The sequence below is a fragment of the Iamia sp. SCSIO 61187 genome (genome assembly GCF_019443745.1).
Taxonomy (GTDB): Bacteria; Actinomycetota; Acidimicrobiia; order Acidimicrobiales; family Iamiaceae; genus Iamia.
The window spans coordinates 3,972,995-3,999,711 of sequence record NZ_CP050948.1 but is presented as its reverse complement, the minus strand read 5'-3'; the positions used below and the strand labels follow the sequence as shown (position 1 = coordinate 3,999,711).

Annotated in this window: 28 protein-coding genes, 8 pseudogenes and 1 other annotated feature; of the genes and pseudogenes, 23 read left to right on the top strand and 13 right to left on the bottom strand. The window is 69.4% G+C overall.

Annotated elements, in window-relative coordinates; all coding sequences use genetic code 11:
- Positions 1 to 4: 4 nt before the first annotated feature.
- Positions 5 to 1,063, top strand: a complete 1,059-nt coding sequence (locus HC251_RS19250) for a hypothetical protein (RefSeq protein WP_219942225.1) — start codon at positions 5 to 7, stop codon at positions 1,061 to 1,063.
- Positions 1,064 to 1,082: 19 nt separating this feature from the next.
- On the opposite strand, the gene HC251_RS19245 is transcribed toward HC251_RS19250, so the two are convergent.
- Genes HC251_RS19245 through HC251_RS19230 form a run of 4 tightly spaced genes read right to left on the bottom strand, consistent with a single transcriptional unit; the run spans position 1,083 to position 3,020 of the window.
- The gene (locus HC251_RS19245; RefSeq protein WP_219942224.1) at positions 1,083 to 1,556 is read right to left on the bottom strand and encodes a hypothetical protein; all 474 of its coding nucleotides are present in this window, start codon (positions 1,554 to 1,556) and stop codon (positions 1,083 to 1,085) included.
- 6 nt (positions 1,557 to 1,562) lie between these two features.
- Positions 1,563 to 1,754 (bottom strand): hypothetical protein, encoded by a 192-nt coding sequence (locus HC251_RS19240; protein ID WP_219942223.1) that lies wholly within the window; start codon positions 1,752 to 1,754, stop codon positions 1,563 to 1,565.
- A complete protein-coding gene (locus HC251_RS19235) occupies positions 1,741 to 2,643 on the bottom strand; it encodes a cation diffusion facilitator family transporter (RefSeq protein ID WP_219942222.1) in 903 nt (300 codons plus the stop codon). The genes HC251_RS19240 and HC251_RS19235 overlap by 14 nt, the downstream gene beginning before the upstream one ends.
- Positions 2,640 to 3,020, bottom strand: coding sequence for a helix-turn-helix transcriptional regulator (locus HC251_RS19230; RefSeq protein WP_219942221.1), 381 nt, complete (start codon positions 3,018 to 3,020; stop codon positions 2,640 to 2,642). Before HC251_RS19230 ends, HC251_RS19235 begins: the two co-directional genes overlap by 4 nt.
- A 104-nt stretch (positions 3,021 to 3,124) precedes the next feature.
- Between HC251_RS19230 and HC251_RS19225 the strand changes: the two genes are divergently transcribed.
- The 15 genes and pseudogenes from HC251_RS19225 (at position 3,125) to HC251_RS19165 (ending at position 10,579) form a co-directional block, all read left to right on the top strand.
- The gene (locus HC251_RS19225) at positions 3,125 to 3,913 is read left to right on the top strand and encodes a DUF1775 domain-containing protein (RefSeq protein WP_219942220.1); all 789 of its coding nucleotides are present in this window, start codon (positions 3,125 to 3,127) and stop codon (positions 3,911 to 3,913) included.
- Between the two features lie 50 nt (positions 3,914 to 3,963).
- Entirely contained in the window at positions 3,964 to 4,527 is a 564-nt protein-coding gene (locus HC251_RS19220; RefSeq protein WP_219942219.1) for a hypothetical protein, read from the top strand.
- A gap of 216 nt (positions 4,528 to 4,743) precedes the next feature.
- Positions 4,744 to 5,529, top strand: a complete 786-nt coding sequence (locus HC251_RS19215; RefSeq protein WP_219942218.1) for a DUF305 domain-containing protein — start codon at positions 4,744 to 4,746, stop codon at positions 5,527 to 5,529.
- Entirely contained in the window at positions 5,526 to 5,675 is a 150-nt protein-coding gene (locus tag HC251_RS19210; RefSeq protein WP_219942217.1) for a hypothetical protein, read from the top strand. Before HC251_RS19215 ends, HC251_RS19210 begins: the two co-directional genes overlap by 4 nt.
- Positions 5,659 to 6,432, top strand: coding sequence for a CPBP family intramembrane glutamic endopeptidase (locus HC251_RS19205; protein ID WP_219942216.1), 774 nt, complete (start codon positions 5,659 to 5,661; stop codon positions 6,430 to 6,432). Before HC251_RS19210 ends, HC251_RS19205 begins: the two co-directional genes overlap by 17 nt.
- Positions 6,429 to 6,809, top strand: coding sequence for a cytochrome c family protein (locus HC251_RS19200; RefSeq protein ID WP_219942215.1), 381 nt, complete (start codon positions 6,429 to 6,431; stop codon positions 6,807 to 6,809). Before HC251_RS19205 ends, HC251_RS19200 begins: the two co-directional genes overlap by 4 nt.
- Positions 6,809 to 7,219 (top strand): annotated as a pseudogene (locus HC251_RS26385) (SCO family protein); the annotation flags it as partial. The gene HC251_RS19200 and the pseudogene HC251_RS26385, both read left to right, overlap by 1 nt.
- Positions 7,185 to 7,370 (top strand): annotated as a pseudogene (locus HC251_RS26380) (SCO family protein); the annotation flags it as partial. The pseudogenes HC251_RS26385 and HC251_RS26380, both read left to right, overlap by 35 nt.
- A 148-nt stretch (positions 7,371 to 7,518) precedes the next feature.
- Positions 7,519 to 7,713: a hypothetical protein gene (locus HC251_RS19190; protein WP_219942213.1), complete on the top strand. Its 195-nt coding sequence runs from the start codon at positions 7,519 to 7,521 to the stop codon at positions 7,711 to 7,713.
- Between the two features lie 34 nt (positions 7,714 to 7,747).
- Positions 7,748 to 8,008 carry a copper chaperone PCu(A)C gene (locus HC251_RS19185; protein WP_255566488.1) on the top strand — a complete coding sequence of 87 codons (261 nt, stop codon included), beginning with the start codon at positions 7,748 to 7,750 and terminating at the stop codon, positions 8,006 to 8,008.
- A 4-nt stretch (positions 8,009 to 8,012) separates the two neighbouring features.
- Entirely contained in the window at positions 8,013 to 8,843 is an 831-nt protein-coding gene (locus HC251_RS19180) for a cytochrome c oxidase assembly protein (RefSeq protein WP_370651261.1), read from the top strand.
- A gap of 72 nt (positions 8,844 to 8,915) precedes the next feature.
- Positions 8,916 to 9,206, top strand: a pseudogene (locus tag HC251_RS26375) (DsbA family protein); the annotation flags it as partial.
- A 101-nt stretch (positions 9,207 to 9,307) separates the two neighbouring features.
- Entirely contained in the window at positions 9,308 to 9,490 is a 183-nt protein-coding gene (locus HC251_RS26370) for a DsbA family protein (protein ID WP_370651260.1), read from the top strand.
- 127 nt (positions 9,491 to 9,617) lie between these two features.
- Positions 9,618 to 10,217 (top strand): vitamin K epoxide reductase family protein, encoded by a 600-nt coding sequence (locus tag HC251_RS19170; protein WP_219942209.1) that lies wholly within the window; start codon positions 9,618 to 9,620, stop codon positions 10,215 to 10,217.
- Positions 10,214 to 10,579, top strand: coding sequence for a hypothetical protein (locus HC251_RS19165; protein ID WP_219942208.1), 366 nt, complete (start codon positions 10,214 to 10,216; stop codon positions 10,577 to 10,579). The genes HC251_RS19170 and HC251_RS19165 overlap by 4 nt, the downstream gene beginning before the upstream one ends.
- A 36-nt stretch (positions 10,580 to 10,615) precedes the next feature.
- On the opposite strand, the gene HC251_RS19160 is transcribed toward HC251_RS19165, so the two are convergent.
- Complete coding sequence (locus tag HC251_RS19160) at positions 10,616 to 11,707, bottom strand: class I SAM-dependent methyltransferase (RefSeq protein ID WP_219942207.1); 1,092 nt, start codon at positions 11,705 to 11,707, stop codon at positions 10,616 to 10,618.
- On the opposite strand from HC251_RS19160, the pseudogene HC251_RS26365 reads away from it, so the two are divergent.
- From HC251_RS26365 to HC251_RS19150, 3 genes and pseudogenes are all read left to right on the top strand, one after another.
- A pseudogene (locus HC251_RS26365) lies at positions 11,600 to 12,010 on the top strand (ArsR/SmtB family transcription factor); the annotation flags it as partial. The gene HC251_RS19160 and the pseudogene HC251_RS26365 sit on opposite strands and share 108 nt — an antisense overlap.
- 70 nt (positions 12,011 to 12,080) lie before the next feature.
- Positions 12,081 to 12,760 (top strand): annotated as a pseudogene (locus HC251_RS26080) (cation transporter).
- Positions 12,760 to 13,107: a DUF3703 domain-containing protein gene (locus HC251_RS19150; RefSeq protein WP_219942205.1), complete on the top strand. Its 348-nt coding sequence runs from the start codon at positions 12,760 to 12,762 to the stop codon at positions 13,105 to 13,107. The pseudogene HC251_RS26080 and the gene HC251_RS19150 overlap by 1 nt, the downstream one beginning before the upstream one ends.
- A 115-nt stretch (positions 13,108 to 13,222) precedes the next feature.
- Here the strand turns inward: HC251_RS19150 and HC251_RS19145 are convergent, their stop codons facing one another.
- Positions 13,223 to 13,639, bottom strand: a complete 417-nt coding sequence (locus tag HC251_RS19145) for a MerR family transcriptional regulator (RefSeq protein WP_219942204.1) — start codon at positions 13,637 to 13,639, stop codon at positions 13,223 to 13,225.
- A 122-nt stretch (positions 13,640 to 13,761) separates the two neighbouring features.
- Here HC251_RS19145 and HC251_RS19140 point away from each other — a divergent pair, with 122 nt between their 5' ends.
- Complete coding sequence (locus HC251_RS19140) at positions 13,762 to 14,982, top strand: MFS transporter (protein WP_219942203.1); 1,221 nt, start codon at positions 13,762 to 13,764, stop codon at positions 14,980 to 14,982.
- Here HC251_RS19140 and HC251_RS19135 read toward each other — a convergent pair.
- From HC251_RS19135 to HC251_RS19115, 5 genes and pseudogenes are all read right to left on the bottom strand, one after another.
- Positions 14,979 to 15,224 (bottom strand): helix-turn-helix domain-containing protein, encoded by a 246-nt coding sequence (locus HC251_RS19135; RefSeq protein ID WP_219942202.1) that lies wholly within the window; start codon positions 15,222 to 15,224, stop codon positions 14,979 to 14,981. The genes HC251_RS19140 and HC251_RS19135 overlap by 4 nt on opposite strands.
- A 32-nt stretch (positions 15,225 to 15,256) precedes the next feature.
- A complete protein-coding gene (locus HC251_RS26360) occupies positions 15,257 to 16,618 on the bottom strand; it encodes an ATP-dependent RecD-like DNA helicase (RefSeq protein WP_370651312.1) in 1,362 nt (453 codons plus the stop codon).
- A gap of 432 nt (positions 16,619 to 17,050) precedes the next feature.
- Positions 17,051 to 18,333, bottom strand: a pseudogene (gene mobF / locus HC251_RS26355) (MobF family relaxase); the annotation flags it as partial.
- 542 nt (positions 18,334 to 18,875) lie between these two features.
- Positions 18,876 to 20,020: pseudogene (locus HC251_RS19120) on the bottom strand (IS3 family transposase); the annotation flags it as partial.
- Positions 20,021 to 20,050: 30 nt separating this feature from the next.
- Positions 20,051 to 20,458 (bottom strand): hypothetical protein, encoded by a 408-nt coding sequence (locus tag HC251_RS19115; RefSeq protein ID WP_219942200.1) that lies wholly within the window; start codon positions 20,456 to 20,458, stop codon positions 20,051 to 20,053.
- Positions 20,459 to 20,606: 148 nt separating this feature from the next.
- Here HC251_RS19115 and HC251_RS19110 point away from each other — a divergent pair, with 148 nt between their 5' ends.
- From HC251_RS19110 to HC251_RS19100, 3 genes are all read left to right on the top strand, one after another.
- Positions 20,607 to 21,296 (top strand): hypothetical protein, encoded by a 690-nt coding sequence (locus HC251_RS19110; RefSeq protein ID WP_219942199.1) that lies wholly within the window; start codon positions 20,607 to 20,609, stop codon positions 21,294 to 21,296.
- Between the two features lie 310 nt (positions 21,297 to 21,606).
- Positions 21,607 to 22,859, top strand: a protein-coding gene (locus HC251_RS19105) for an IS3 family transposase (RefSeq protein ID WP_255566485.1) whose coding sequence is annotated in 2 segments (ribosomal slippage) — positions 21,607 to 21,892 and positions 21,892 to 22,859 — 1,254 coding nt in all. Because the reading frame shifts where the segments join, the coding sequence is not laid out codon by codon here.
- Positions 21,892 to 22,019, top strand: a sequence feature (AL1L pseudoknot). Its footprint overlaps the gene before it by 128 nt.
- 17 nt (positions 22,860 to 22,876) lie before the next feature.
- Complete coding sequence (locus HC251_RS19100) at positions 22,877 to 24,334, top strand: bacterial transcriptional activator domain-containing protein (RefSeq protein WP_219942198.1); 1,458 nt, start codon at positions 22,877 to 22,879, stop codon at positions 24,332 to 24,334.
- 17 nt (positions 24,335 to 24,351) lie between these two features.
- Here the strand turns inward: HC251_RS19100 and lgt are convergent, their stop codons facing one another.
- Entirely contained in the window at positions 24,352 to 25,179 is an 828-nt protein-coding gene (gene lgt / locus HC251_RS19095) for a prolipoprotein diacylglyceryl transferase (protein WP_219942197.1), read from the bottom strand.
- Between the two features lie 100 nt (positions 25,180 to 25,279).
- A pseudogene (locus HC251_RS19090) lies at positions 25,280 to 26,632 on the bottom strand (NAD(P)/FAD-dependent oxidoreductase).
- Between the last annotated feature and the right edge of the window lie 85 nt (positions 26,633 to 26,717).

Below are 26,717 nucleotides of genomic sequence, written 5' to 3'. Positions count from 1 at the left end.
CCCGGTGAGCCTCCCATCCCGGTCTGCCCGCATCGCCCGGCGGGTCCTCGTCGCCCTCGCCGTCGTCCTCGGGCTGGTCGCCGGGCTCGCCGGGCCGGCGTCTGCCGATCCACCCGGCCCGACCGACTACCGCTCGCAGATCGACGACATCGTCCCCAACACCGATGGCTTCCGAGCGTCCATCGTGGGCGGCGACGGGTTCTTGTTGCTCGAGGTCGCCGACGGTACGACGGTCGAGGTACCGGGCTACGACGGCGATCCGTACCTGCGCTTCCGGGACGACGGGACGGTCGAGGAGAACCAGTCCTCACCCACGGCCTTCCTCAACCAGTCGCGGACTCGCACCGATGCCAGCGGCGTGAACGCGGGGGCCGAGCCACGGTGGAAGGTCGTGGCCACCGATGGAAGGTGGGCGTGGCACGACCACCGGATCCACTTCATGGGCGGCGAGGTTGCGGAGGCAGCCCGCACGGACCAGGGCGTGGGGTGGGAGGTGCCGATGGTGGTGGACGGCGAGGAGGTGGTGATCACTGGCGACTACCGCCTGATCGACGCACCGTCGCCGCTGCCGTGGTTCGCGCTCGCCCTCGTGGTCGCCGTGGCGGTGGGTCTTGGGATGTCCCGCCTCGTCCCGGCGGTGCCCGCTGCTGGCGTGGTGCTGCTGTTCGCGGGCATCGGCGGCGTGGTGGCTGGCGCCGCCCAGCGCAGCGAGAGCCCTCCCGGAGCGTCCACCTCGACGCTCGTGGTGATCCTCCCAGCCATCGCCGTCATCGCCGGGGTCGTCGTGCTCATCGGTAGGAGCCGGGTGCTGCGCGGCGTCGTGGCGCTCGCCGGCGCGGCTGCCCTCGGCGGCTGGGCGTTGGTTCGCATCCAGGTGCTCTGGAAGGCCCTCCTCCCCACCTCCCTCCCGGCGAGCGTCGATCGCTCGATGACCGCGGTCGCTCTCGGAGCGGTCATCGGTGTCGCGGCGCTGATCATCAGGTCCGGCACCCTCGCTCCGGACCTGAGCGACCTCGACGAGCCGGCTTCCGAGGCTGGTCCCGCAGCTTCGGCGCCAGCCTGATCAGTGCTAGCCGCGTCGATCAGCCGGTGAACTCGACTCTGCGGGAGACGTCGAGGACGGGGGCCAGGCGTCGCCATCGGCGTTGGCGGTAGCGGTAGAAGACCTGGGCGAAGAGGGCCACGGCAGGGGTCAGGGCGCCGGCATCGATCGTGATGCGGTCCTGGTAGGTGCTCCGCCGGGCATCGACGGGTGATGTGATCAACACGTGATCCCAGCGCCGAACGGCGCCGCCGTGCTCCTCCGTGACGAGGACGCGAGCCTCGTCGTCGATCAGCTTCACCGTGAGGTGGTGACGAGAGAACGGCACGACGCGCCCCAGGAACGTCCATCCGACGATGGCGTCGTCGACCCGCCACGGCCGGTCCAGGCGTTCGGCTGCCCGGTAGCGGAGCATCGAGCCGGCGACGTGTACTAACGCGTCCGGCGTCTTCATCGCCGCCCAGATCACGTCCGCGGGCGCGTCGAGCTGGGTCGAGATCTCGATTGTCCTCACCGGCGACTACTCCTCGTTCCGATCTGCATCGTCGAGGGCAGCCTTGCGTTGGGCGAGCGTGCGCTCCGCTCGGTGGTTCGCCAGCCAGAGCAACCCGGCGAACAAGGCGATCGGGACGAGGATGAGGAGGACCTCGTCCCAGCCGCCTTGGTGGGCCAGCACCATGCCGAGGAGGGTTGGTCGATCACCAGTGGACATCGGCGCAGCCTTCGTGGTCGTCGGGTTCGACCTGCAGCGTGGCGTGGGCGATGGCGTGATCGTCGGCGAGCAGGGACCGTGCTCGGTCGAGGACGGTGTGGGTGTCGACGCCGGTCGAGACCATCAGATGGGCCGAGGCGACTTCCATGTCCGAGGTCAGCGTCCAGACGTGGAGATCGTGCACGTCGGTCACGCCCGGGATCGCGGCGAGCGAGCTGCGCATCGCGTCCAGGTCGAGATCCGGCGGTGCGGCCTGCACCAGGATGCGTACCGCCTTCGCTCCGAGGCGCCATGTCCGAGGCAGGATGAACAGCCCGATGCCCACTCCCACCACGGGATCGACCCACCCCCAGCCGGTCAGCTGGAGCACGATCGCCGCGATGATGACCCCGACCGATCCGATCGTGTCGGAGAGCACCTCGAGGTACGCGCCCTCCAGGTTCAGGCTCTCCTTCGAGCCTGAACGCAGGAGGGCGAAGGCCCCAAGGTTGGCGCACAGCCCGAGCACGGCAACGATCAGCATCGGGGTGCCCAGCACCTCGGGCGGCTCCGAGAAGCGTCGCACGGCCTCGAAGAGCACGTAGATGGCGACGCCGAACAGCAGCACGGCGTTGGCGAGAGCGGCCAGGATCTCCAGCCGGTAGAGCCCGAACGTCTGGTGCGACCGGGTCGAGCGCTGCGCCAGCTGGATGGCTGCGAGGGCCATCCCGATGCCGATCACGTCGGTGAGCATGTGCCCAGCATCCGAAAGGAGGGCCAACGAGTTCGTGATCAACCCGGCTGCTACCTCCACCACCATGAAGGTGGCCAGCAGGGCGAAGGCGGCGAGCAGGGGGCCCTTGTGGCGGGCTCCGGCGCTTATCGATGCGTGGCTGTGATCTCCGCTCATCGTGGATCCTCCGAGTCGTGACGGGCGTGCTCGAGTAACAGGTCCAGCAGCGAGCGGATGTGATCATCGTGCAGCCGGTACAAGATCGATCTCCCGTCCCTGCGGTTTGCCACGACGTCTCCGGTGCGCAGGAGGCGTAGGGCGTGCGACACGTTGCTCTCGGAAGCTCCGACGGTCTGAGCGATGTCGGCTACTCGCATCTCTCCGGCGGCCAGAAGGCAGTACAGGATCTTCGCCCGGGTCGGGTCGGACATCAGACGGAACAGCGTGGCGATCCTGTCGATCTCGACGTCCGACGGCAGACGCCCTCGCGCACCGGCGATCCGGTCGTGGTCGCCGGTCGCCGTCGAACGGGTGGCGAGAGTCGGTGGAGCCACGGGAGCACTATCCATGAAGACCTGTTCATATGTCAAGGTTCGCATGTGTCGGGCCGGCAGGAGCTTCGGGGAACCAGCCGGCGGAACGCGGCGACATGGTCGTAGTGAAGGTGTTCGCCGCCCCGCTCATCTCCGTCGCCACCCTGCTGCTGTTGCCCACCCCGAGCGGAGCGCACACCGACTCCGACACGGTGGCTGTTCCAGCTGGGGGAGAGGCGACGGTGACGTTTCGGCCGACGCACGGGTGTGCTGGGGAGCCGACGATCGAGGTAAGCGTTCGGGCGCCGGTGGAAGGCGCCACCGCCGGTGCGGTGGACGGGTGGCAGCAGTCGACGGAGCCTGATGGCGAGGGGAACACGGTCCTGAAGTGGAGCGGCGGTCTGCTCGCGGCGGATCAGGCGGGGGCGTTTCCGATCACGTTCGCTGCGCCCGACGCAGTCGGCGAGCTGTTGACCTTCCCGGCGGTGCAGATGTGCGAGGGCGACAAGGAGCTGGCGTGGATCGACGGTGATCCCGAGGGCGAGTACCCCGCACCACGTCTGCTGATCCTGGCGGCTGGCTCCGAGTCCGCCGCGACGATCGACGAGGTCGCGGCGGACGCGCCGGGGCGGGACCGGCTGGGCGAGATCGTCGCTGTCGACAACCCGGCAGAGGGCGAGCCTGCAACGCCGACCCCGGAGGCGGCCGAGCCGCCCACATCCCTTCCCGCCTCGCCGTCGACGACGCCGCCTCTCGCCGACGACGAGGCGGCCTCCCCGACCACCGGCGCGACCAGCTCTGATGACGACGGCGGCAGCAGTGGCGTGTCGGTCGCTGCTCTGCTGATCGTCGGACTCGGTGCCGTTGGCGTTGCCGTCTACATGATCCTGCGGCGGCGCTCGCAAGCCTCGTGACATCTGGCCCCGATGGGATCTGGTGTCAGGCGCCGCCTACCCTGCGGTCGGTGATGTCCACAGTTCGACGCCGGCACCTGATGGTGCTCCCGGGTGGCCTCGTCGTCGGCCATCTCGCGGCGTCGGTCCTGACAGGTCACCAGCCGGCCGCAGAGCTCGGCGAATGGGGGTCGATCCTCCTCCAGGCGCTCCTCTGCGTCGGCCTTCCGCTGGCCGGGTGGGCCGGTCTCGCCGCAGCTCGGGATGGGTGGCGTGGCCGTGCGACCGCGACGGGGCCCTTGGCCCTCATCGTCCAGCAGGTGCTCGCCTTCGTGGGCCTCGACCTCATCGAGCACGCCCTGACCGGGACCGATCCCTGGAGCGCCGCGCAGTCGGGGCGGTTCTGGGTGGCGGTGGCGGCGCACGCGGCTGCGGGCGCTCTGGCTTGGGTCGTGTTGCGGCTCGCCTCCCGGCTGGGTCGGACCCTCGCCCGCCTGCGCCGCGGACGCTGCGAGGCCTGGGCCGCCGTGCCGGCTGATCTCGTTGCCCGGGCAATGGCTGCGCAGATCGTCGCGCTGTCGTCGCTCTCCCGGCGCGGACCTCCGGTCGATGTGCCGGCGCCACACCTGATCTAGCCCCTCGCTGCTGTTTGCAGCGTGCGGGCCGCGGCCATCGCCGCGTGGTGCCGGACGGAGCGTCGTGGTTGCGGCGCGCCCCGTACGCACGTGGAGATGCACATGGCCGTCACCGCTGACGCCCCCTCGCAGTCCGACGCCCAAGTAGGCGCGGACGAACCTGATCAACCAAGCCTTGAACCCCGCCCCGGACGGTGGGAGCGGTGGTTCGGCCCGATGACACCGCTCAAGCTCGTCGTGCTGGTCGTCGCGGTGCTGTTCCTCGGCGCCACGGCTGGCTACGCCTTCCGGGATCGCGAGTCCCAGGCGTCGTCGGCCGTCGACGTCGGGTTCCTCCGGGACATGAGCACCCACCACAACCAAGCCGTGGTCATCGCTCGCACGGCATTGGCCGGCGAGCTGCCGGAGGAGGTCGCGGTCTACGCCCAGGAGATCATCGTCGCCCAGCAGTTCGAGTTCGGGCTGATGCAGGCCACGCTGTACCGCTACAACGAGGACCCTCTCGGCGACGGCAACGCCATGGGCTGGATGGGAATGCCGGTCCCCGAAGACGAGATGCCCGGCCTGGCGAGCGCCGAGGAGCTGTCCCGTCTTGAAGAGCTCGATGGGGAGGAGGCGGCCGAGCTGTTCTTCGCCCTGATGAGCCGACACCACCTGGGTGGGGCCCACATGTCGGAGGAGGCGGCCAAGGAGGCCAGTGACCCTTATGTGCGCGAGCTGGCGGACCGGATGGCCCGGAGCCAGGTGTCAGAGATCCAGGAGTACGGGGCCGCACGGGCCCGGCTCGGCATCGGCCTGCCCGACGGGTACCCCGAGTCGCCTGAGATCAACGTTCCTCCCGAGCGAGATAGCGACGACGGGCGGGGCCCCCTCTTGCTGATCGGCGTCGGCCTCGTGCTCGCGGCCGGCGTCGTGGCCGCCGTGGCGTGGGTCGTGGCGGGGCGAGTCGGGCGGCGAGAGGACGACGACGTCGAACCGGTCGACGATGAGGCCTCGTCGTGATCGCGGAGGCCCAGTCCGCCTCGGACGGAAGCGTCGTCGCCGCCGTCATCCTGGGAGCGATCGTGCTCGCCTTCGTCGTCGGTGGGCTGGTCATCGCCCGTTCGGCTCGGCGTAGCCGCAAGGAGCACGGTGTCGACGACCTCTGAGCCGGCTGTCACCACGCCACAGCGGGCCGCCTGGGGCGTGCGCGAGGTGATCGCCGCTGCCCTGATCGCCCTCGTCGTCAGCACCGTCCTCGGGTCGGTGCTGCTGACCGCATTGGGCGAGGAGAGCACCGATTCGGCTTCGCTCGTGACGGTCGCGTTCTTGCAGACCACGTTGTGGGTGGGCATGGCGCTATCGGTCGCGTTCGTCCTACGTGGGCGAACTGCGTCGATCTTCCGGGACCTCGGTCTCCGGTTCCGGCTCGTCGACGTCCCCATCGGGCTCGCGATCGGCGTCGCCTGCCAGCTGGTCCTGGTGCCGATCATCTCCTCCCCATGGGCGCACGTGCTCGGCCGCTCGACCGACCAGCTTCGAGAGCCCGCCTGCCAGCTGGCCTACAAGGCCGACGACCCCTTCGGCGTCGTGGTGCTGTTCGCCATCACCGTCGTAGGCGCCCCGTTCGTCGAGGAGCTGTTCTTCCGTGGGTTCGTGCAGCGGGGGATGACGACCGGCATCGGCCGAACCGTCGGAGTCGTCGCCACGGCGTTGGTGTTCGGGGCGGTGCACTACCAGCTGCTCCAGCTCCCGGCGCTGGTCGCGTTCGGGCTCGTGCTCGGCTCCATCACGGCGCGCTCCGGTCGGCTCGGCCCGGCGATCGTGACCCATGCTGCGTTCAACGCCACCACCGTCGTCACCCTCGTGATCCTGAGCTCGTCGGTTGAGGATCGCTGTGCCTCGGTGTTGGGTGTCGTCTCGTGAGTGCGCGCCTGATGCGCCCCCTCGGCGCCGCGACCTCAGCTCTCGCCGTCGCCATCGGGCTCGTGGCCTGCGGGGGTGACACCGAGCCGCGAGCGGGCCGGGTCGATGGTGCCGACCTCGTCGGTTCGCTCGGCTGCTCGACCTGCCACAGCACGAACGGCGATCGGAAGCAGGGCCCGACGTGGAAGGGGCTGGCCGGGTCTGAAGTGCCCCTGGTCGACGGCTCGACCGTCCGTGCCGACCGCGCCTACCTCGCCCGATCCATCGAGGACCCCGACGCCGAGGTCGTCGACGGGTTCACGCCGATCATGCCCGACCTCGGCCTCGAGCAGGACCAGGTCGACGCCATCGTCACCTACATCGAGGAGCTGTCCTGATGCCCGACGCCGTCACCGACGATGTCGACACCGGAGCCGACGACGAGAGGACCTCGGCGCCCGCGAAGCCGAAGGCGAAGGTCCCCCGAGCACCGTTCATCGTCGTCGCCGTCACCGTCCTGCTCCTCGGCATCGCGGTCGCCTTCCGTGCTCAGAACCCGATGGAGGAGCCGGACCGGTCAGCTCTCAACGGCACCATGCTCGGCGCGCCACAGCCTCGACCGGAGTTCACCCTCACCGACACCGATGGCCGCCCCTACGACTTCGCCGACGAGACTGCGGGCGAGCTGACCCTGTTGTTCTTCGGCTACACGTCGTGCCCGGACGTCTGCCCCCTCCACCTGTCGAACCTGGCCTTCGCGCTCGAACGACCCGGTGTCCCCACGCCGACCGTGGTGTTCGTGGGCGTCGACCGCCAACGCGGACACACCGGAGGCGATCCGAACGTTCCTGGACCGCTTCGACCCGCAGTTCGTCGGCCTGACGGGCACCGAGGAGGAGCTGCGGCTCGCCCAGGAGGCCGCCAACGTGTCGGTGGCTATCACCGAGGAACCCGAGGAGCCCGGCGGCGACTACCTCGTGGGCCACTCCGCCCAGGTCATCGCCTACACCGCGGACGACCAGTCCCACGTCGTGTACCCCTTCGCGTCCGCCAACAGGACTGGATCGACGATCTCCCGGTCCTGGCCCGCAACGAGTGGGACGAGACGTGAAGACGCTCGTCGCGCTGGTGTTCGTGCCCTTCCTGCTACTCGTCGTCGCCGGATGTGGAGGCGGCTCGGTCGCGGCCGAGGCCAACCGCGTGAAGGTCATCGACGCCTTCATCACGGAGGGCTCGATGGCCCTGGCGGTCTACCTGGATCTCGACAACCACGGCCGGGCTGACCGGATTGTCGGGCGCTGACCTGGTCGGTGACAGCGCCGGCCTGGCCGCGAAGGTGACCCTCCACCAGACCGCCGAGCGCGACGGGCTCTCGGTCATGGAGCCGACAGACGGCATCGACATCGCCGGGGAGACCGACGGCGCCCTGCGTCCCGGCGATGCGCACATCATGCTCGAGGACGTCAGCCGCGAGGTCACCACCGACGACCTCGTGTCCCTGCGCCTCGACCTCGACCGGGCCGAGGACATGACGATCGAGATCCGGGTCGTCACCGCAGACGACGCCGTCGCCCTCCTGACCAAGGACACGCCATGACCTGGTGGTGCTCAGCGACCCGGCTGCCGTGGTCGTGGACGCCCCGGGCCTACCCCGGGGTGTGGGCCTTCATGGCCCTCCTCGTCGTCTCTGCGGGGCTCGCGCCCGCCGGACGGGGGTGCGGCTCACCGGCCGCCAGCGCGCCTCCTGGATCACCGGCCTCTTCGCCCTGTGGATCGCGACGGACTGGCCCGTCGGAGCGCTCGGCTCCGGCTACCTCGCCTCCGCCCACATGGCCCAGTACATGCTCTACACCTTCTTCGCCGCGCCGATGCTGCTGCTCGCCGTCCCCGAAGATCTGGCCCGGTCGGTGATCCCTGCGGGGCTGGTTCGCCGGGTGCTCCGGGCAGCGTCGCACCCGCTGATCGCCGCCGTCGTCGCCAACGTCGTGCTGCTCGCCACCCATGCCCCCTGGACCGTCGACACCGTCCGGGTCACCCAGCTCGGATCGTTCGTCCTCGACGTGGTGTGGCTGCTCGGTGGGTTGGTCATGTGGCTGCCGATCATCAGCCCGCTGCCCGAACACCGCGCCCGGCCGCTCATCCAAGCCGGGTACCTGTTCCTCGCCGCCGGGCTCGTCCCCATGATCCCTGGCGGGTTCCTCACCTTCGCCGACGATCCCCTCTACCGCCTCTACGAGCTCGCCCCGCGGGTCGGCGGCATCGACCCGGCCAGCGACCAGCAGGCCGCCGGCGTGTTGATGAAGGTCGGCAACCTCCCCCTCATCTGGCCCGTGATCGCCGCCACCTTCGTGCGCGCCGCTCGACGAGACGACGACCTCACCGCACCGTCCACCCCCTCCGAACCAACCCTGACAGGAGCCACTACCCCATGAGCAAGAGCGTCAAGATGTCCCTCGCGCTGATCGTGTGCGCCGCCATCGCACTCGCCGCCGTCGCACTCCTCGGTGGTGACGACGGCGAACCGGAGAAGACGGCCGCAGGCGGTTCCGAGCAAGACGACCGCCTGGCCGGGCCGACAGCATCCGCCTGGCCACCCGGACGAAGGGGCGCCAGTGCTCGTCGAGTTCCTCGACTTCGAGTGCGAGGCCTGCCGAGCGGTCAAGCCGGTGGTCGATCAGGTCCGCCAGGACTACGAGGGCGACCTGGAGATCGTCGTGCGCTACATGCCGCTGCACGCCAGCTCGGTCAATGCCGCCAAAGCAGCCGAGGCCGCCAACGCCCAGGGCAAGTTCGAGGAGATGTACGACCTGCTCTTCGAAACTCAGCCCGCGTGGGGCGAGCAGCAGACCCCCGAGGAGCAGCACTTCTTCGATCTCGCCGAGCAGATCGGCTCGATATGGACGAGTTCAGCGCGGTGTACGAAGACCCCGCTACCGAGGCCAAAGTCGAGCGCGACCAGGCCGACGGCGAGGATCTCGGCGTCACGGGCACCCCGACGTTCTTCCTCGACGGCGAGGAGCTTGACCTGAGCACCGTCGAGGACCTGACCGCGCAGCTCGACGAGGCCGTCGGCCGTTGAGCCCATCCCGTTCTGTCGCCCTGACGACGCCACGACCGCCGGTGGCAGCCGGCGGACGAAGGCGACCGGGAGCGACCCTCACCCGCCGCCGGCTTCGTCAGGGTTGCCGGCGGCGGGTGCTGGCCTCGTGAGCACCACCGACCGCGCCGCGCCGAGCCGGCGCTTCGCCGCCGGTCTCGTCGTCGCCGGCCTCATCGGCCTGCTCGCTGCGGCGACGCTCCTCGTCGAGAAGATCGCCCTCCTCGAAGACCCCGACCGGATCCTCACCTGCGACATCAACCCGATCATCTCCTGCGGATCGGTCATGACCACCGACCAGGCCGAGGCGTTCGGGTTCCCGAACCCGATCATCGGCATCGTCGGCTTCACCATCATCATGACCATCGGTGTCGTGCTCCTCGCCGGAGCCCACCTTCCCCGCTGGGTACTCCGCGGCCTCGGTGCCGGCGCCACCTTCGGCGTCGGGTTCGTCCACTGGCTGATGTTCCAGAGCATCTACCGCATCGGCGCCCTGTGCCCGTACTGCATGGCGGTGTGGGCCGTGACGATCCCGCTGTTCGTCACCACCGTCGCCATGCTCATCCGCACCGGTTCCATTCGCCCGCAACCAGCCCGACTCGGACGCCTGGTCACCGACTACCAGGCGGTCATCGTCACCGTGTGGTTCCTCGTCATCATCGGACTCATCACCCGCCGCTTCTGGTCCTACTGGGAGACCCTCCTGTGAACGCTTCCACCTCGTGGTTCCGCTGGCCCCTCACCTTGCTCGCCCTGGCCATGCTCGCCGGCTGCTCAGGCGGTCGAGATGTCCCCGACGACTATGGCGCCACCACCGAGCGCAACTTCACGGAGGGTTGCGTCGCCGCCCTGACGGACGACTCAGGCGATGGGCCGACCTACGACGGCGACACCGCCGAGGATGTGTGCGGTTGCGCTTACGAGGAGATCACCTCGCCCAGCGGCCTCACCTACGAGCAATTCCGCGAGATCAACGACAGGCAGGAAGAGGCACCGTCGGAGCTGCCCGACGAGCTCAGGGAGATCATCGACCGCTGTCGCCCTCCTGAAGATGGCGCCGGTGGCGGTTGATCCGATTGAGGCAAGACCCGGAGGTGCTGCGCCGAGCTAGGGGCGGATCTCGTAGAAGGCGTTGACGGCGTGGTCGACGTCGAGCTGGCGGAAGCGGGTGAAGCCCGCGTCGCGGGCGATCGCCTCGGCTCGGCGGGCCGACAACCCGAGGGTGCCTAGCCCGGCGCCGCCCGGTTCGGAAAGGCCGGAGGACATGCAGCTCATGACGCTCTCGCCGTACATCATGGCGGCGACGGGGTTGTGGGCGACGTTCTCGGCGTAGGTGTCGTAGGCCTTGATGTCGATGAGCAGCCAGGTCCCGTCCTCGGCCACCGCACCCCGGATGGTGCGAGCCATGCCGGCGGGATCGGTCATGTCGTGGAGACAGTCGCAGGTGGCGACGAGGGCAAACGATCCGTCGTCGGGGATGGGCTCGTCGCCGCCGTGGCGGAACTCGACGTTGGCCAGCCCTCGCTCGGCGAGCCGCGCTCCGGCTCGGTCGAGGGCGAGGTGGGAGATCTCGTAACCGACGATCTGGCTGGCCGGGAACGCGGCGGCCAGCTCGAGCACGACCCCGCCGGACCCGCACCCGACGTCGGCCACCGTCGCACCTGCCTCGAGCCGAGCGACGACATCGTCGAGGAGCGGGACGACGTCGGCGACGAGGTGCGCTCGCATCCACGGCTCGAAGGTCCGCTCGATGCCGATGGCGCCGTCGGGGCCGTGAGCGTCGTAGTCGTAGCCGACGCCGGTGCGGAAGCTGTCCGGGAGCCTCTCCAGCCGTTGCATCGTCTGGGGCAGCGAGTGGAACATCCCGGCCAGGTTCGCCTCGTGATCCGGGTCGGCCAGGACGACCGCACCAGCGGCCGACAGCGAGAAGCGCTCGGCGTCGTCGACGAGCACCAGTCCGGCAGCGGCCTGGTTGTAGAGCCACTCCCGCACCCACCGCTCGACCAGCCCGGCTGCGTCGGCCAGCTCGGCCGACGACACCGGTCGTTCCAGGTCGGCCAGGGTGCGGTAGAGGCCGAGCCGATCACCCAGATGGACCATCGCCGCCGTGATCGCCCCGGCGCGCACCTTGGCCACCTCGTAGGCGAACAGCGCGATCTCGACCTCGTCGGGTCCTTCGTCGACCATGGTGGATGCCATGGCGGCGACGCTACCGGTCGGACGCTGGACAGTTCAGCGGCGAGCGGTATAGTTCAGCCTGTGCTGAACACCGCTACACGGCTCGAAGCCATGAGCCGACTGGGTCGGGCCCTGGCCGATCCGAACCGTTGCCGCATCTTGCTGATGCTCCTCGATGGCCCGGCCTACCCGGCGGCCATGGCCGAAGAACTTGGCCTCAGCCGCCCGAACGTCAGCAACCACCTCGCCTGCCTCCGCGGCTGCGGCCTCGTCGTCGCCCAACCCGAGGGGCGTCAACTCCGCTATGAGCTGGCCGACCGCCACCTCTCCCACGCCCTGCGAGACCTGCTCGACGTCACCCTGGTCGTCGAGTGCCCGAGTGCGGGAGCGAGACATGACCACAGTCCAGTTCTCGGCACTCACCCCCAACAGGGAGACGGTGCTGCGGCGCCGGTCCGGTTCACGGTGGCTGCGACGATCACCTACAACGTCGTCGAGGGCGTCATCGCCATCACCGCCGGCACCGTTGCGGGCTCGGCGGCGCTCGTCGGGTTCGGCCTCGACTCGACCGTCGAGGTGCTCTCGGCCGCTGCGGTCGCCTGGCAGTTTGCGGGCACCGACCACCGAGCGCGAGAGCAGACGGCCCTGCGGCTCGTTGCCGTCTCGTTCTTCGCCCTTGCCGCCTACGTGTCCTTCGACGCCCTCCGCACGCTGCTCGGCGCCGCCGAGGCGGACCACAGCACCGTTGGCATCGTCCTCGCCGCCTTGAGCCTGGCGATCATGCCCGTCCTGTCCTGGTTCGAGCGCCGAACCGGCCGAGCGCTCGGTTCGGCCAGCGTCGTGGCCAACAGCAAGCAAACGCTGCTGTGCACCTACCTCTCGGCGGTCTTGCTGCTCGGCCTCGTCGCCAACAGCGTCCTCGGCTGGTCCTGGGCCGACCCCATCGCCGCCCTCGTCATTGCCGCCGTCGCCGTCAAGGAAGGACGCGAGGCCCTCAACGGCGAGGTCTGCTGTGCCGCCCCCTCGGCCCTCGCCGACGAGCCGGACGACGCCTGCTGCCCGGGGTGCGACTGATGGCCCGCCGACCTATGCCTGACGCGGTGCGCAACGCCTTCGACGCCGAGCTGCAAGCAGCCGGCTACTCCGAGGGCCAAGCCCGATGGGACCACCTCGAACGAGCCCACATCCTCTCCCAACCATGGGCCTGGCCCCATGTGAAGGTGCATGGCCTCATGCTCCGCCAAGGCCTCCGAGAACGAGACCGACGAGAGGCGATCGGCCAGGTCGTCCGCCTGATCGTCGCCGGCCCTGGCTCCCTCGCCGGCCGCTATCCGAGCGGCAACAGCGGTCGAGCCACGGTCCCCATGATGAAGCCCGCGCCCGTTCCGCCCGACCTCGCCGCCCTTCTCGACCGCGTCTGATAACGCGCGCGGTCAGCTAGACGTCGCAATGGCGCGCCAGGTCTCGGCTGAACCTTCGCTGAGCCACGACCACGTCCCGGCTTCCATCGTCCAGTCCCGCAACGGACGGTCCTGTTCACGGAGCAGCTGACTCTATGACGGTGCAGACAACGGCTTCGCGCCCGGACCGCATCGCCTGCTCTGCCTGGTCACGAGCGTTGCTGAGCGTCGCGCGCACCGCACACAGATCGGCGATGGCCCGATCTATGCCCGCCAGTCGGCGGTCGAGCAGCTCGACGACCATCCCGCAGGGACGCCCTTCGGAACGCTGAAGGTCGATGATCTGGCCGATCTCCTCGAGTCGCAGCCCGATGGACTTCGCCTGCCGCACGAACCTCAGCACGGCGATCTCCTCCGGCCCATAGGTGCGGTATCCGCCTGACGTGCGGGAGGCTGGGCCGATGAGGCCGCGAGCCTCATAGAGCCGGATGGCCTTCGGAGTGAGGCCTGTGAGGTCAGCGGCCTGCCCGATGGTGAGGCTCGACGTCGACATGATCGGAAGCTCCTTGACCTTGCCCCTAGGACAAGGTTCTATCGTCGATTCGCATCGGATCCCCCTCGCACCACGACGAGTCAGACAGCCGCGGCTCCGGGGCGACGCCGCTCCGGCGGGCGATGAGCCGACCGGCGTTCCGTCGCTTCTGGGCTGCTCAGACCGTCTCTCGCTGGGGCGACACCTTCAACTCAGTGGCCCTCGTGATCGTCGTGTACGAGTTGACCGGCTCTGGAGTGAAGGTCGCGGGCACTGTCGCTCTCGAAATCGCACCGGTGATCCTCTTCGGGTTCATCGCCGGGTCGTTCGTGGACCGCTACGACCGCAGGCGGATCATGGTGTCCGCCGATGTCGCGCGCGCCTTGGTTGCCATAGGGCTGGCCGTCTTCCACGACGAGCTCCTCGCCGTGTACCTGGCTGCGTTTGCGCTTTCGGCCTTCACCGTGCTGTTCAACCCGGCCGCTGGGAGCGCTCTCCCTGCAGTAGTGGTCGACCCAGACGACATCGTGGGCGCCAACGCTGCCGTGTGGTCGGCTGCTGTCATCTCCCAGATCGCCCTCGCACCCGTCGCCGGCCTGATCGTCGCGACGGCAGGGGCCCGGATTGCCTTCCTCCTCAATGCCCTCACCTTCGTCATCTCGGCGGTCCTGCTGGTCCGCCTTCCGATGGTGCGCGAACCAGTTCGGTCGGCGGGGAAGCACCTCGCTGACATTGCGGAAGGTCTGAAGGCCATACGTTCGAGCCGGTTCCTCGGGGTGCTGGCCTGCGTGCAGGGTCTCGCAGCGCTCTCGGCCGGCGCGACCTCTGCGCTCCTCGTGGTCCTCGCCGAGGATCACCTCGATGTCCGCGCGAGCCAGTTCGGACTGTTGATCGCAGCGATAGGAGTCGGCGCCGGTGTCGGGCCACTCGTCCTCCAGCGCATCGCGAAGGACGTGCGCCGTCGAGGATGGTTGTTCGGCCCCTACGTCCTTCGAGGCGTAGTCGATGTGGTGCTCGCCGCCAGCACCTCCTTCGGAGTGGCGCTGGGGGCTCTCGCTGCGTACGGCGTCGGGACGAGCACCGGCAACGTCACCTACAACAGCGTTCTGCAGACCACGGTGCCCGAGCGGATGCGTGGGCGGGTCTTTGCCTTCTTCGATGTGGTCTGGCAGACCGGACGGCTCCTGAGCATCGGAGTCGGAGGTCTTGCAGCCGACCGCTTCGGCATCGCAGCCGTCTACTTGCTCGGCGGGGCACTACTCGTAGGCGCCGGTGCACTCGGCCTGACCCTCGCTCCGCAGCGCCTCGTACACGCGGCCAACGTGGGTGACGCTGATTCCCGCATGGCTGGCGAGCACGGCTAGGCGGTCTCAAGGTGACGGGCGAGGTTCGGAACACTGGCCGACTCGGGGTGTTCGAGCATCTCTTGCAACGCCCCGATCGGGACGCGGAGGGTACGGCCGAGCTGGAGGCAGGGAATGCCCTCCCGGCCACCCGTCTCGCGCCAGCGGCGGGCCTGTGCGTAGGCCGCGCCGCGGCTGATGCGGAGCACCGCGGCTGCCTCCTCGATCGTGAGCACCTCGGTGCTGTGGTGTGGCGTCTTCATGGGGTGCCTAGGCCCTGGCGGGTCCGTGAACCTCACAGATGGAGTTCGGGGGGGCGCTTCGGACGACCAGCGGGTCCGTCGTCAACGTGGGCCAGCTCGTACGCCGTCAGCTCGCCGGTGGAGCGTTCAAGGCGTCGCTCGACGGCTTCGTCCGCCGAGGGGCCAGGCGCTCGCGGCAGGGCCTCTTCATCGAGCTGGTTCGCTGCTGCCGTGAGGTAGAGGTGGTTCGCCGAGCGGCCTCGGGTGATGTCGACGTAGGTCTCTGCCCGGGTCGCGGTGGGGTCGATGCGACTCGTCGACACGGCGTGGGTCGAACTTTGGACGGCGTAGCTCGTCAGCGCGTAGGCGTGGTCCAGGCCCACCTCGACACGGCCGTCTCGGTCGTGATGATCGAAGAACCTCCGGGGGACGTCGACGGTGCCGATGCCGTCGAAGGCGACTGTCAACGTGTCGCCCCCAGGATCGGTCGGGCTGTGTCGGGTAGCGGTGATGGTGCCGAGGGCCCCGTTGCGGACGTAGGCACGCCGATCGCCGGGGACGTGAAGGCTTCGATCGGGAGCCCGTGCGGTGACTCGATCGCCGATGGAGAACCGGCGGTCATCGCTGGCGGGGACCTCGTCCACCGCGACCTGGCCATGGGCTCGAAGAAGGTGGTGGGCGAGGCGGTTGAGCTGGCGTCGGGTCGCGTTGCGGCGATCGACCATCGGGTGGGCGAGCCCGGCCTGGTGGGCGTCCCACCAGCGGCCGAGGATCTGGCGGTACATGGCGAGGTCGTCGGAGGCGATGTGGAGGTGCCCGGCGGCTTCGAGGTGGTCGAGGGCTTCGCCGATTCGGCCGTCGCGGAGCGCCTCGGCTGCGGCTCGGTCGTCCGGATGGCGGACCCGGTGGGTCGTGCGCAGCTCGGGGGTCGTGGGGGGGTGTCGTTCGCACAGGACGCGGAACATGCCTCCGGCGGGCACCGCGCCGTGCTGAGCGGGATCGCCGATGAGCCGCAGCGAGGCCCCGGTGCGGGCGGCCATGGTCATGATCGCGTCGAGGTCGCGGTCGCCGATCGTCGAGGCTTCGTCGATGACGAGCACGGTCCGCGAGTCGAGGGGGAGGTCGTCGGGGTCGTCGTGGGCGAGGTACCAGGCGAGCGTCTCGCACTCGATGCCCGTCGCCGCTGCCAACGTACGAGCGGCCTCGCCCTTCACTGCTGCGCCGAGGACCCGGTGGCCGGCGGCGGCCCAGGCGTCTGCGCAAGCCGCCACAGTTGTGGTCTTGCCCGCGCCAGCACGCCCGATGGCCGCCTGGAAGCGGTGTCCGCCCGCGCACCAGGAGCGGACCAACGCGCGCTGCTCGTTGGTCAGGTGGGGGTGTCCGCCCAGGGCTGCGGTGAGCGCCGGAGCGGGCACGGCATGGCCGCTGCCATGGAGGCCTAGTTCGTAGCGGTCGGCGATGCGTTCCTGGATGCCGAGGGCCTCGACGGTCGTGTAGAGCGGTTCGCCCGAGCCGACGAGGCACACGACGTGCTCGGACGCAAGGAAGTCGTCGATCAGACGCTCGAGACGGGCGGCTCCGACGAGCAGGGGCTGCGGAGTGCCGTCCTCGTCGGGAACCGGAAGGTCGACGAGCGCTGCGACTGCGACGGACCGTGTGAACACCGAGCCCCCTTCGCAGACCCCATCCGGCGCCGCCAAGAGGGCGAACACCTCGGCGGCGTCGGGCTCGACGTCCTGGGGCGGCCGACCTCCCAGCCGCGACAGGGCATCGAGGTCGAGGCCGAGAGCGGCGGCCCGCGCCCTCCACTCGGATGTGAGCTCTGCGACCGGCGTGTGGCTCTTGGCCGGGCGGGTGCGGAGGACAATGGTCTCGATCTCCCCAGGGTGGGCGCCCCGACCGATCTCCTGTTCCAGCTCGCGGAGGGCGTCGTCGATCTCGTTGCGCCGCTTCGAGAACTCGCGCACGACGCGGTCGTCGATGCCGGCGATCTCCCATCCTCCGCGACGTCCTGGCCGCCACCGCACGCCGAGACGGGCCGACAGCTGGTGGCGCATCTCAGCCGTAGCCAGCGCGGACGCGGCCTGAGCATGGCGATAGAGACCGCGGGCGTCGAGCCCGCGGTGACTCCCGTCGGAGAGGGTGACGGCGTTAGCCACGACGTTGTGGTGGTGGGGAAGGGGTCCAACGAGCGGGACGTCAGGTGCCGGAACGAGGCCACCATCCAACCCTCGGCCTTCACCGGGTTGCCGCCCACGCGGCCATAGGCGGCGTGCTCCTCGAGCCAGCCCATGGCCCAGTCGTTGCCGGCCTCGATCGAGCCGAGCACCGCGTCTCGCGCTGCGGTGTCACCGAGGAGCGCGAGCACGCCGAGGGACTTCTCGGTCGTCGCCGTCACGTCGTATGCCACTCGGACCGACGGCGGCCTCCGGCGTTCGAGGAAGGCGGCCAGCTCCTGGCGCGTCACCAGCCAGCGACCCTTCGTGCCTCTGTGCGCGACCAGGTAGGCACGGCGCGGCAGACGGCCGGCAGCAAGGCGTCGCTCGATCTCCGGTCCGTCGTCCTCGTAGCGACAGGCCAGCTGGCGGAGGTAGCGGGTCGTGACCCCGGCGAGGCGGGCGGCCTCGGCGATCGGCAGCTGGTCGCCGTCGTCGCCGAGCGCCCGAACTACGTCGGGATCGGTTCCGGCGCTACGAGCGACGTCGCACGACGCCAGCTCTGCTTCGGTCACCCATCGGTGTCCATCCGCGAGGATCGGCACCAGATACGAGCCTCTGACCTGGGACATCGTGCGCGCACGATCGCGAGCACGACTGAGCGCACGATCCTCCACGCCGTCGTCTTCGGCCGGCGCTGCGAGTTGAGCCACGGCGAGCGCCGCCCCGACATACAACATCCGACCCACCTCTGACCGGGTCAACCCGAGGGCGGCAGCGGCGTCCGCCTCGTCGTACAGGTGCATGCCTTCCGGCGTGGTCAGCGTGTGGCGACCCACGCCGAGGTCGTGTCGACGTCCCGCTGAGCCCTGGGCCGTGATCAGACGTTCGCCGGTCCCGGGATCACGGCCCGATAGCACCGCAGCGAAGTCGTCCGTGCGCACCCGGCCTCGGAGGCCTGCCAGCTCGGCTGCCCGCCCGGACCAGCGCCCTGGCTCCTCGCCGCTGTCGGCGTAGTACCTCGACGGACCGTCGGCCCCAGACGACGGACGGCCGGCGCTCGCCGCCGGGGCTGGAGGTACCGGACGATGCCATCGACCACCTGCGCGATAGCGCTCCGACCCCCGCCGAGCGGGGTGACGGTGAACTTCACCGGACGGCTTGGCGACGGCGGTCGGCGGGTTCCCCGAAGGGGAACCCGCAAATGTGTGCCTGTCGTATCTGCTGGGTCGGTGGGGAGGTGGATGGGCGGGTGTGTGGGTGGCTGTTCGGTCGTGGTGGGGTCATGGTTCGAGGTGTCTGGATGGAGTGGTGGTGTTGGGTCGGTGTTCTGGTGGTCGGCGGGATTGGATGCGGTCGAGTCGGGTGGTGAGCTGAGCTGCTGGTGTCGTGGAGGTGAGGCCGGCGATGTGCCGGTCGAGCAGCTCGGTGTGCATCCGGCGGGACCTGACCTTCCCCCGGTTCTCCGGACGGGGTTGGTGTGGTGATCATGCCGCGGTGGCGGCGGGGGTGTGGCTCGTTCGTAGGCGATGGGGCTGAGGTAGCCGAGGGCGGAGTGGCGGCGGGTGGGGTTGTAGAAGGCTTCGATCCAGTCGAACAGGGCGGTGGCGAGCTCGTCTCGGGTGGCCCAGCGGCGGCGGTCGAGCAGCTCGATCTGCATGGACCCGAAGAAGCTCTCGGCCATGGCGTTGTCGAGGCCGCAGCCGATGCGGCCCATGGAGCCGAGGAGGCCGGCTTGGCGGAGCCGGTGGCCGAAGGCCCAGGAGGTGTATTGGGCTCCGCGGTCGGAGTGAACCACGGTCCCGGCCGCTGAGCGGCGGCGCCAGCGGGCCATGTCCAAGGCATCGACGACGATGTCGGCTTCGATGCGTTCAGAGATCGACCAGCCCACGACGCGCCGGGACCAGGCGTCGAGGACCACGGCGAGGTAGACCCAGCCTTGGTCGGTGCGGTGCTGGGTGATGTCGGTGACCCAGAGCCTGTCGGGCCCGGTCGGGTGGAACTGGCGACGGACCAGATCGTCGTGCACGGCCGGCGCCGGTCGTCGGCGGGTGCCCTTGCGGCGATGGACCCCGCAGATCCCTGACTGGCGCATCAGCCGCTCGACGCGCTTGCGACCGCAGCGCAGGCCCATGCCGAGGCGGAGCTCGGCATGGACCCGAGGCGAGCCGTAGGTGCCCCTCGAAGCAGCGTGGATGTCCTGGATCGTGGCGGTCAGCTCAGCATCGGCGAGCGCACGGGCCGATGGTGGCCGGTTCCGCCAGTCGTAGAACCCCGACGGCGACACGTTGAGGACCCGGCAGGCGACCCTGATCGGTACGCCCTCGATCGCCAGCTCGGCGATCACCGGGAACATCATTTTGGGAGGACGTTCTCCCGAGCGAAGTAGGCAGCGGCGCGCTTGAGGATCTCGTTCTCGAGCTCCAGACGGCGCTTCTCCCGGCGTAGCTCAGCCAGCTCAGACCGCTCACCGGTGGTGAGTCCCTCGCGGCGGCCTTCGTCGACGTCGGCCTGGGCGACCCAGTTGCGCAGGCACGACTCCGAGATGCCCAGCTCCATGGCCAGGTCCTTCACCGGTCGCACACGCTGGCCGTCGTCATCGACCTGGCGGGCTAGCTCAACAGCACGACGCCGGAACTCCGGCGGATGAGGCAACGGCACTCGAGGCTCCCTTCGGCAAGGACATCGTCCTCACACGATCGGTGTCCGAGCAACCGGGGGAAGGTCAGACCACTCCGGCAGTCGCCGGAGTTGGTGGGTGTCCAGGGGGCGCACCTGGCGGAAGACCTCCCACTGGCCGTCCGCTGCTTGGCGGGCGAAGCGGTAGCGCACGAGGCGATCCAGCGTTCGCGAGAGCGGGCTGTGCTCGCCCCGCCCCGTGCCGACGCCGAGGGAGCGGGAGAGCTCACCGAAGTCGATGCGCGCCGGCTCGGCCTCGGCCCAGAGCGCCGGTAGGCGCCGGAGCAAGGCGGTCGACGTCGGCCCGAGCACCGGTGCCCAGCACCGCTCGACGTAGGCGTGCTCGAGGTCGAAGCCGGCGCGCGCGACCCGGGGGTCCGGGTGGCCCGCCGGCGAGATGGTGATCAGGTGTCGTTCCACGGCTCGCTAGGCCGTCGACCCCACGCCGATCCCTCATCGGAGAGACGTGATCGTGCGGGAACCTTCGCGAGCACGACTCGTCTCACGACGGTTCGCACGATGCCTCCATCAGACCCTCCCCGTGCTCATCGACACGAGGAGGCCACCGATGGCTCGAATCGCACAGGACCTGGATCAAGAGTGGGACCGCATCGCCACCGGCCCCGCCGCCCGCCGCGCCGTCATCCGGTGGGCCAACACGCACGAGGCCTTGGCGGGGCTCGTCGACCTCGACGACGTCCTCGCCGCTCGCCGCGACGCCGACCGGGCCAACCCAGTCCTCCGGGCGCTGGTGACCATGGCGGCCGACGACGACTCGCCGCCGACGCTCCATGCCAGGCCCTCCTCCCCGGGTCTCCACCTCGGCCGCACGACGGGCAACGACGATCACAACGCCATCGAGGAGCTGGTCTCAATCGCCTGGGAGCGGATCCGCACCTACCCCGTCGACCGGGAAGGGAGAGTCGCCGGCAACGTCCTGCTCGACGTGAAGAAGCGCTACCGGGCGCACCGCCGGATCGAGGCTCCGGGCGAGTGGGCGGAGATGGTGTCCGACCCACCGTCACCGACTCGCACGCCCGAGGACGAGGTCATCGCTCGCTCGGTGTTCGAGCAGCTCCGCGTCGCCGAGGTCGAGGGTCACGTCATGCCCAGGGCGGCCTCGATGATCGTGCGGACGAGGGTCCACGGCGAGACGCTCGTGGAACTCGCTCGTGAACAGGGCACCACACCCGCCGCCATCGGCCAGCGCCGCTGGCGGGCCGAGCGCCGCCTTCGCGAGCTGCGGCTCGTCGGGTGAGCTTGGAACCAGCCCGCCGAGCCGGTCGTCACATCGTGCGTCCCCCGACGAGGTGCGTCATGCGCGGCTCCTGCCTTCTCATGACATCTCATGTATGCCCCATCACACCCTTGGGTAGTGCTGAGGCGTCCCGCCTTGCGAGGACTCAACCCGCTTCGGTGCGGGGTGACACGTCGGATGCTCCGTGGTCGATGCTCCCAACCCCGTCCTCCCGTCCACGGAGTGGCCGACGCCTGATCGATCGGGCAACCGGGGAGAGTGAACCGCCCCGGGTCTTGTGGAGGCATTGATCCCACGGAAAGGTGGAGTCATGCCAGCACCGAGGAAGTACCCGGCCGAGCTGAGGGAGCGGGCCATGCGGCTCGTGAGGGAGGCCCAGGAGCAAGATCCTGAGCTGTCATTGAACGCTGCGGTGGTCCGGATCGGCCAGCGGGTCGGGGTCAACAAGGACACGTTGCGGGGTTGGTGCAAGCAGGCCGACATCGACGCCGGCCGCCGGCCCGGCACCACGACCTCGGATTCCCAGCGGATCAAAGATCTCGAGACTGAGGTCCACGAGCTCAAGCGGGCCAACGAGATCTTGTTGGCGGCGTCGAGTTTCTTCGCGAGGGAGCTCGACCCTCGACTGCCTTGGTAGTCGTCTTCATCGACGACCACCGCGACCGCTTCGGGGTCGAGCCGATCTGCCGCGTCCTGGCCGCCCACGGCGTGGCGATCGCCCCGAGCACCTACTACGCGGCCAAGACCCGCCCGCCCTCGGCACGCCAGATCGCCGATGATGCGTTGGTCGTCGAGATCAGGCGCGTGCACTTCGAGGTCGGTCGTGGCGTCTACGGGGCCCGGAAGGTCTGGCACCAGCTCCGTCGCGAGGGCCACGAGGTTGCCCGTTGCACCGTCGAGCGGTTGATGCGCGCTGAGGGTCTGCAAGGCGCACGCCGGGGTCGCAAGGTCCGCACGACCAGCGCCGACGACGCAGCGGTGCGGCCCCCGGATCTGGTGAAGCGGGACTTCACCGCCCCAGCGCCGAACCGGCTCTGGGTCGTGGACTTCACCTACGTGGCCACGTGGGCCGGCATGGCCTACACGGCGTTCGTGACCGACGTGTTCTCGAGGCGGATCGTTGGCTGGCGCACCGCAACATCGATGCCCACCGAGCTGCCGCTCGACGCGTTGGAGATGGCCATCTGGACCCGCGACGGCCACCGCCTCGACGGCCTCGTGCACCACTCCGACGCTGGAAGCCAATACACATCGATCCGCTACGCCGAGCGCCTCACCGACGCGGGAGCCGTCGCGTCGATCGGGACCGTCGGGGACTCCTACGACAACGCCTTGGCCGAGTCGGCCATCGGCCTCTACAAGACCGAGCTCGTCCACCGTGACGGCCCCTGGCGAACCGTCGGAGACCTCGAGCTGGCCACCCTCGGCTGGGTCCACTGGTTCAACGAGACCCGCCTCCACAGCAGCCTCGGCTACGTGCCGCCCGTCGAGTTCGAGAACGACCACTACCGTCAACTGAACACCCAGGATCGCCCGATCCTGGGACAACCAGCCCTCCACTGAACCCGGGGCGGTTCAGTGTGTGGACGCTGGACCAGACCATCGACCTCCCGCCCGGCGACATCTCCGCGGTGCCGCTCCTCGTCACACTGGGACAGCCTGACGACGACGGCCAGGTCTATGTCGACCTCGAGGCCGAGGGGCTGGTGAGCCTCATCGGCGACGGCCAGGCGAGCCGGGAGCTGGCGCGGTCGATGGCCATGGAGCTGCTGCTCCGCTCGACCGCCGACGCCCCCGAGGTCTTCGTGGTCGGCGAGCTGCTCGACCCGAGCGTCACCCAGGGCTTCGACCACGCCACCGTCGTGGACGACTGGGACGCCATCGCAGCAGACCTCGGCGTGTGGGTCGAGCAGACCCACCGGGCGATCGAGACCAACGGCTGGGGCAACGGGTTCGTCGGCCGTGGAGCCGACCCGGCTCACGATGTCCTCGCCCCGCTGGCCGTCATCGCTGCGTCGGCGCCACCGCAGGGCGTGCTCGATGCGCTGACGACCTGTCGGCCATCGACCGTCGGTGTGGTCGTCGTCGGCGCCGTCGATGCTCCGGCGACGACCATCGAGTGCCGGGCCGGCGTGGTGACCGTCCCCGCCCTCGGTCTCACCTGCACAGGCCAGATGGTCGACACCGAGGGCGCCGCGGACATCGCTCGTCTCGTGCGCTCCGCGGAGGCGGTCGAGCTGCCTTGGCCAGATCCCGACGAGGAGCCCGAGCCCGACCCCGGCGAGACCGAAGGCGACGAGGTCGACACCTCGGAGCCGGAGTACGACGTCCTCGTCCGCCTCTTGGGCGACATCACGATCGAGGGCGGCCGCAAGGGCATCGCGCCCAAGCCGACAGCCGTGATCGCCTACATCGCCATCCACCGGTCAGTGTCCTCGGAACAGCTCCAGGACGCCTGCTGGAGCGAGCCGGGCCTGGCCGACCACCGTCGCCGGCTGCGTGACCTCATGTCACAGTGCCGAGCCGGGGTTGGGACGAACCACCTCCCGACCTCGCACGACGGGCGATACAGCGCCGGGCCACGGCTCGTCACCGACACGGAGCTGTTCGAGCGGCGTGTTGCTCGGGCCGCCAACCTTCCGCCAGCCGAAGCGGCCGACGTCTACCGGGAGGCCCTGGGCCTCGTGACCGGAAAGGTGTTCAGCTACCCGAGTCGGGCCCGGTCCTCGTACACCTGGATCGACGTCGAGAACCTGGTGAACCGGTGGGAAGTGCGCATCGCCGGGGTCGCCCAGCAGTGCGCCGAGACGTACATCGACCTCGGCGAGCCGGAGGCTGCCGCCGATGTCCTTCACTCGGTCACCGCCGCCCTGCCCCTCCACAGCGGTCTGGCCGAAGCACTGATGCGTGCGCACGCAGCCGCCGGCAACCGCCAGGCCGTGCTAAGCGCCTACGCCGCCTACATCAAGGGCCTCGACGATCTCGACCTCGACGTCGAGGACTCCGTCCAAGCCACCTTCGACGAGCTGACGGGCTAGGAGGCTGAGAGCCGCGATCACGATGTGGAGGGGGTGCTGTCGTCGAGTGCGGCAGGCGAGCCATCCCTGCGGTGGATGAGCCACCAGACAGCCAGGACCGCTCCGGCCGCGGCGCTCACCCAGATGTTCACGCGGACCCCGGCGATCAGAGAGGCTTCGTCGATCCTGAGCGCCTCGACCCAGAGACGGCCGGCGGCGTATCCGGCGACGTACAGGGCGAAGATCCGTCCCGGCGGCCCGTCAGGTCGGCGCCTTCCGTAGAGGACCAAGGCGCCCGCAAGTGCGAGGTTCCACAGGGCTTCGTAGAGGAACGTGGGGTGGAAGGTCGCGTCATTGAGGTAGCCATCGGGTCGCCGGGAGGCGTCGATCCGCAAACCCCAGGGCAGGTCCGTCGGACGGCCGAACAGCTCCTGATTGAACCAGTTGCCCAGCCTTCCGATGGCCTGGGCGATGGGGATCGCTGGGGCCGCAACGTCAAGCAGCTCGGCCGCGGGCAGATCTCTGCGGCGGGCGACCAGGACACCGGCCACGACCCCGGCGAGCAGCCCACCCGGGATGCCGAGTCCGCCTTCCCAGACCTTGAACGCATCGAGCCAGCGACCCTCGAAGCGCTGGTAGTCGGTGAGGACGTGGTACGCCCGGGCGCCCACCACACCGACCGTCACGGCCCATACCGCCAACCCTGAGATGTCGCTGGGATCGCCACCGCGAGCCGCCCAGCGTCGCTGGGCGATGACCACGCCCACGATGACACCCAAGCCGATCGCCAGCCCATAGGCCCGTATGGTCAACGGGCCGAGCTCGAGCGCGTTCTGACTTGGGCTTGGGATGGCGCTCAGGACCACTTCGGTACGATCATGGCGAAGCGGGCGCGGGACCGAGGCCAGGGTGCGACGCGACGCGGCGAAGGCGAGCAGGGCCCTTTCGAACGCAAGATCGGCGCCGTCATAGCATGGAGCCGAGGTCCGACGTGACGGTCGGGTAGGCGGCGGTCATCGACTTCAGCTGCCTGGTGGTGAGTCCAAGCTTGATGGCGAGGGCGCAGAAGTTGATGAGCTCGCCGTACTCGGGCCCGAGCATGTGGGCACCGACGATGGTGTCGGTCGAGGTGTCGACGAGGATCTTCGCTGCTGCGGTCGTCTCGCCGGTGCGGTAGTTCGAGTACCAGTCGGCGGTGTCGGTGTAGCGGATGTCGAGATCGATGTCCTTCTGCCTGGCGTCTGCTTCGAGCAGTCCCACCCTGGCGAGCTCGGGGATCGTGAAGACGGCCGTGGGCACCCCGTGGTAGTCGGGAACGATGGTCGTGTTCTTGAGCATGTTCGATGCTGCGACCTTGCCTTCGATCACGGCGACCGGGGTCAGGGGCATGCCGGGGGTGTCGGCTGAGTCGCCGGCTGCGAAGACGCGTGGGTTGGTGGTGCTCTGGAGGTGGCCGGCGACACTCACGCCTCTCTCGCCGTGGGCGACGCCTGCGGCGTCGAGCTCAAGTCTCGATAGTTCTGGGCTGCGGCCTGCGCCGTGTACGACGAGGTCGGTCTCGATCACGGTTTGGTCGCCGGCGCGATCAACGGTCACGCGGTAGCCCGAGCCGGTCGATTTGATCGAGGTGACGACGGTTTGGCGGTGAACGTCGATCCCTACGGCCGAGCTGCGGGCGACCAGGAGCTCGACGAGATCGGGATCGAAGCCTTTGAGAGGGCGTTCGCCGCGATCGATGATGACCGGTCGGCTGCCGGCCCGGGCTGCGATGTGCGCGAACTCGAATGAGATGAAGCCGCCGCCGATGAACAGGATCCGGGTAGGAAGGCTGGCCAGGTTCAAGAAGTCGGTGCTGTCGAGCAGGTGGTCGGCGCCTGGAAAGTCCATGGTGTTCGGGCGTGCTCCGGTGGCGATCAGGAAGTGTGTCGACTAGACCGTGTCGCCGTCGATGTCGAGCAGGTGCGGCGCAGTGAACGCCGCTGTGCCGTGGAACGTCTCGACGCCGTTGCGGATCAGCCCCTGTTCCATGCTCTGCGGAGCCGGGTCGGTGAATCCGTGCTTGTGCTTCATCAGGTCAGACCAGTTGATCGTCAACCCGGCGGAGTCGATGCCTTTGCCGCTCATGAGCCTGGCGCTGTCGATGATCTCGGCGCCCCGGCGCAGGATCTTCTTGGGGTCGCAGCCCCGCAGCGCACAGGTGCCCCCGTAGGGGAGCTCGTCGACGATCGCGACACGCCAGCCTTCGGACGCGCATTTGTTGGCCGCCGCGCCGCCGGCCATGCCCGCACCGATCACGACCAAGTCATACGAGGTCGTCATCTCGCGGTCGGTCGTGTCGAGGGGCGAGTCGCCGGCGAGGGCAATCGGGCATGTTCTGCGCTCGGCGTCGAGGTGAGCTCAGCAG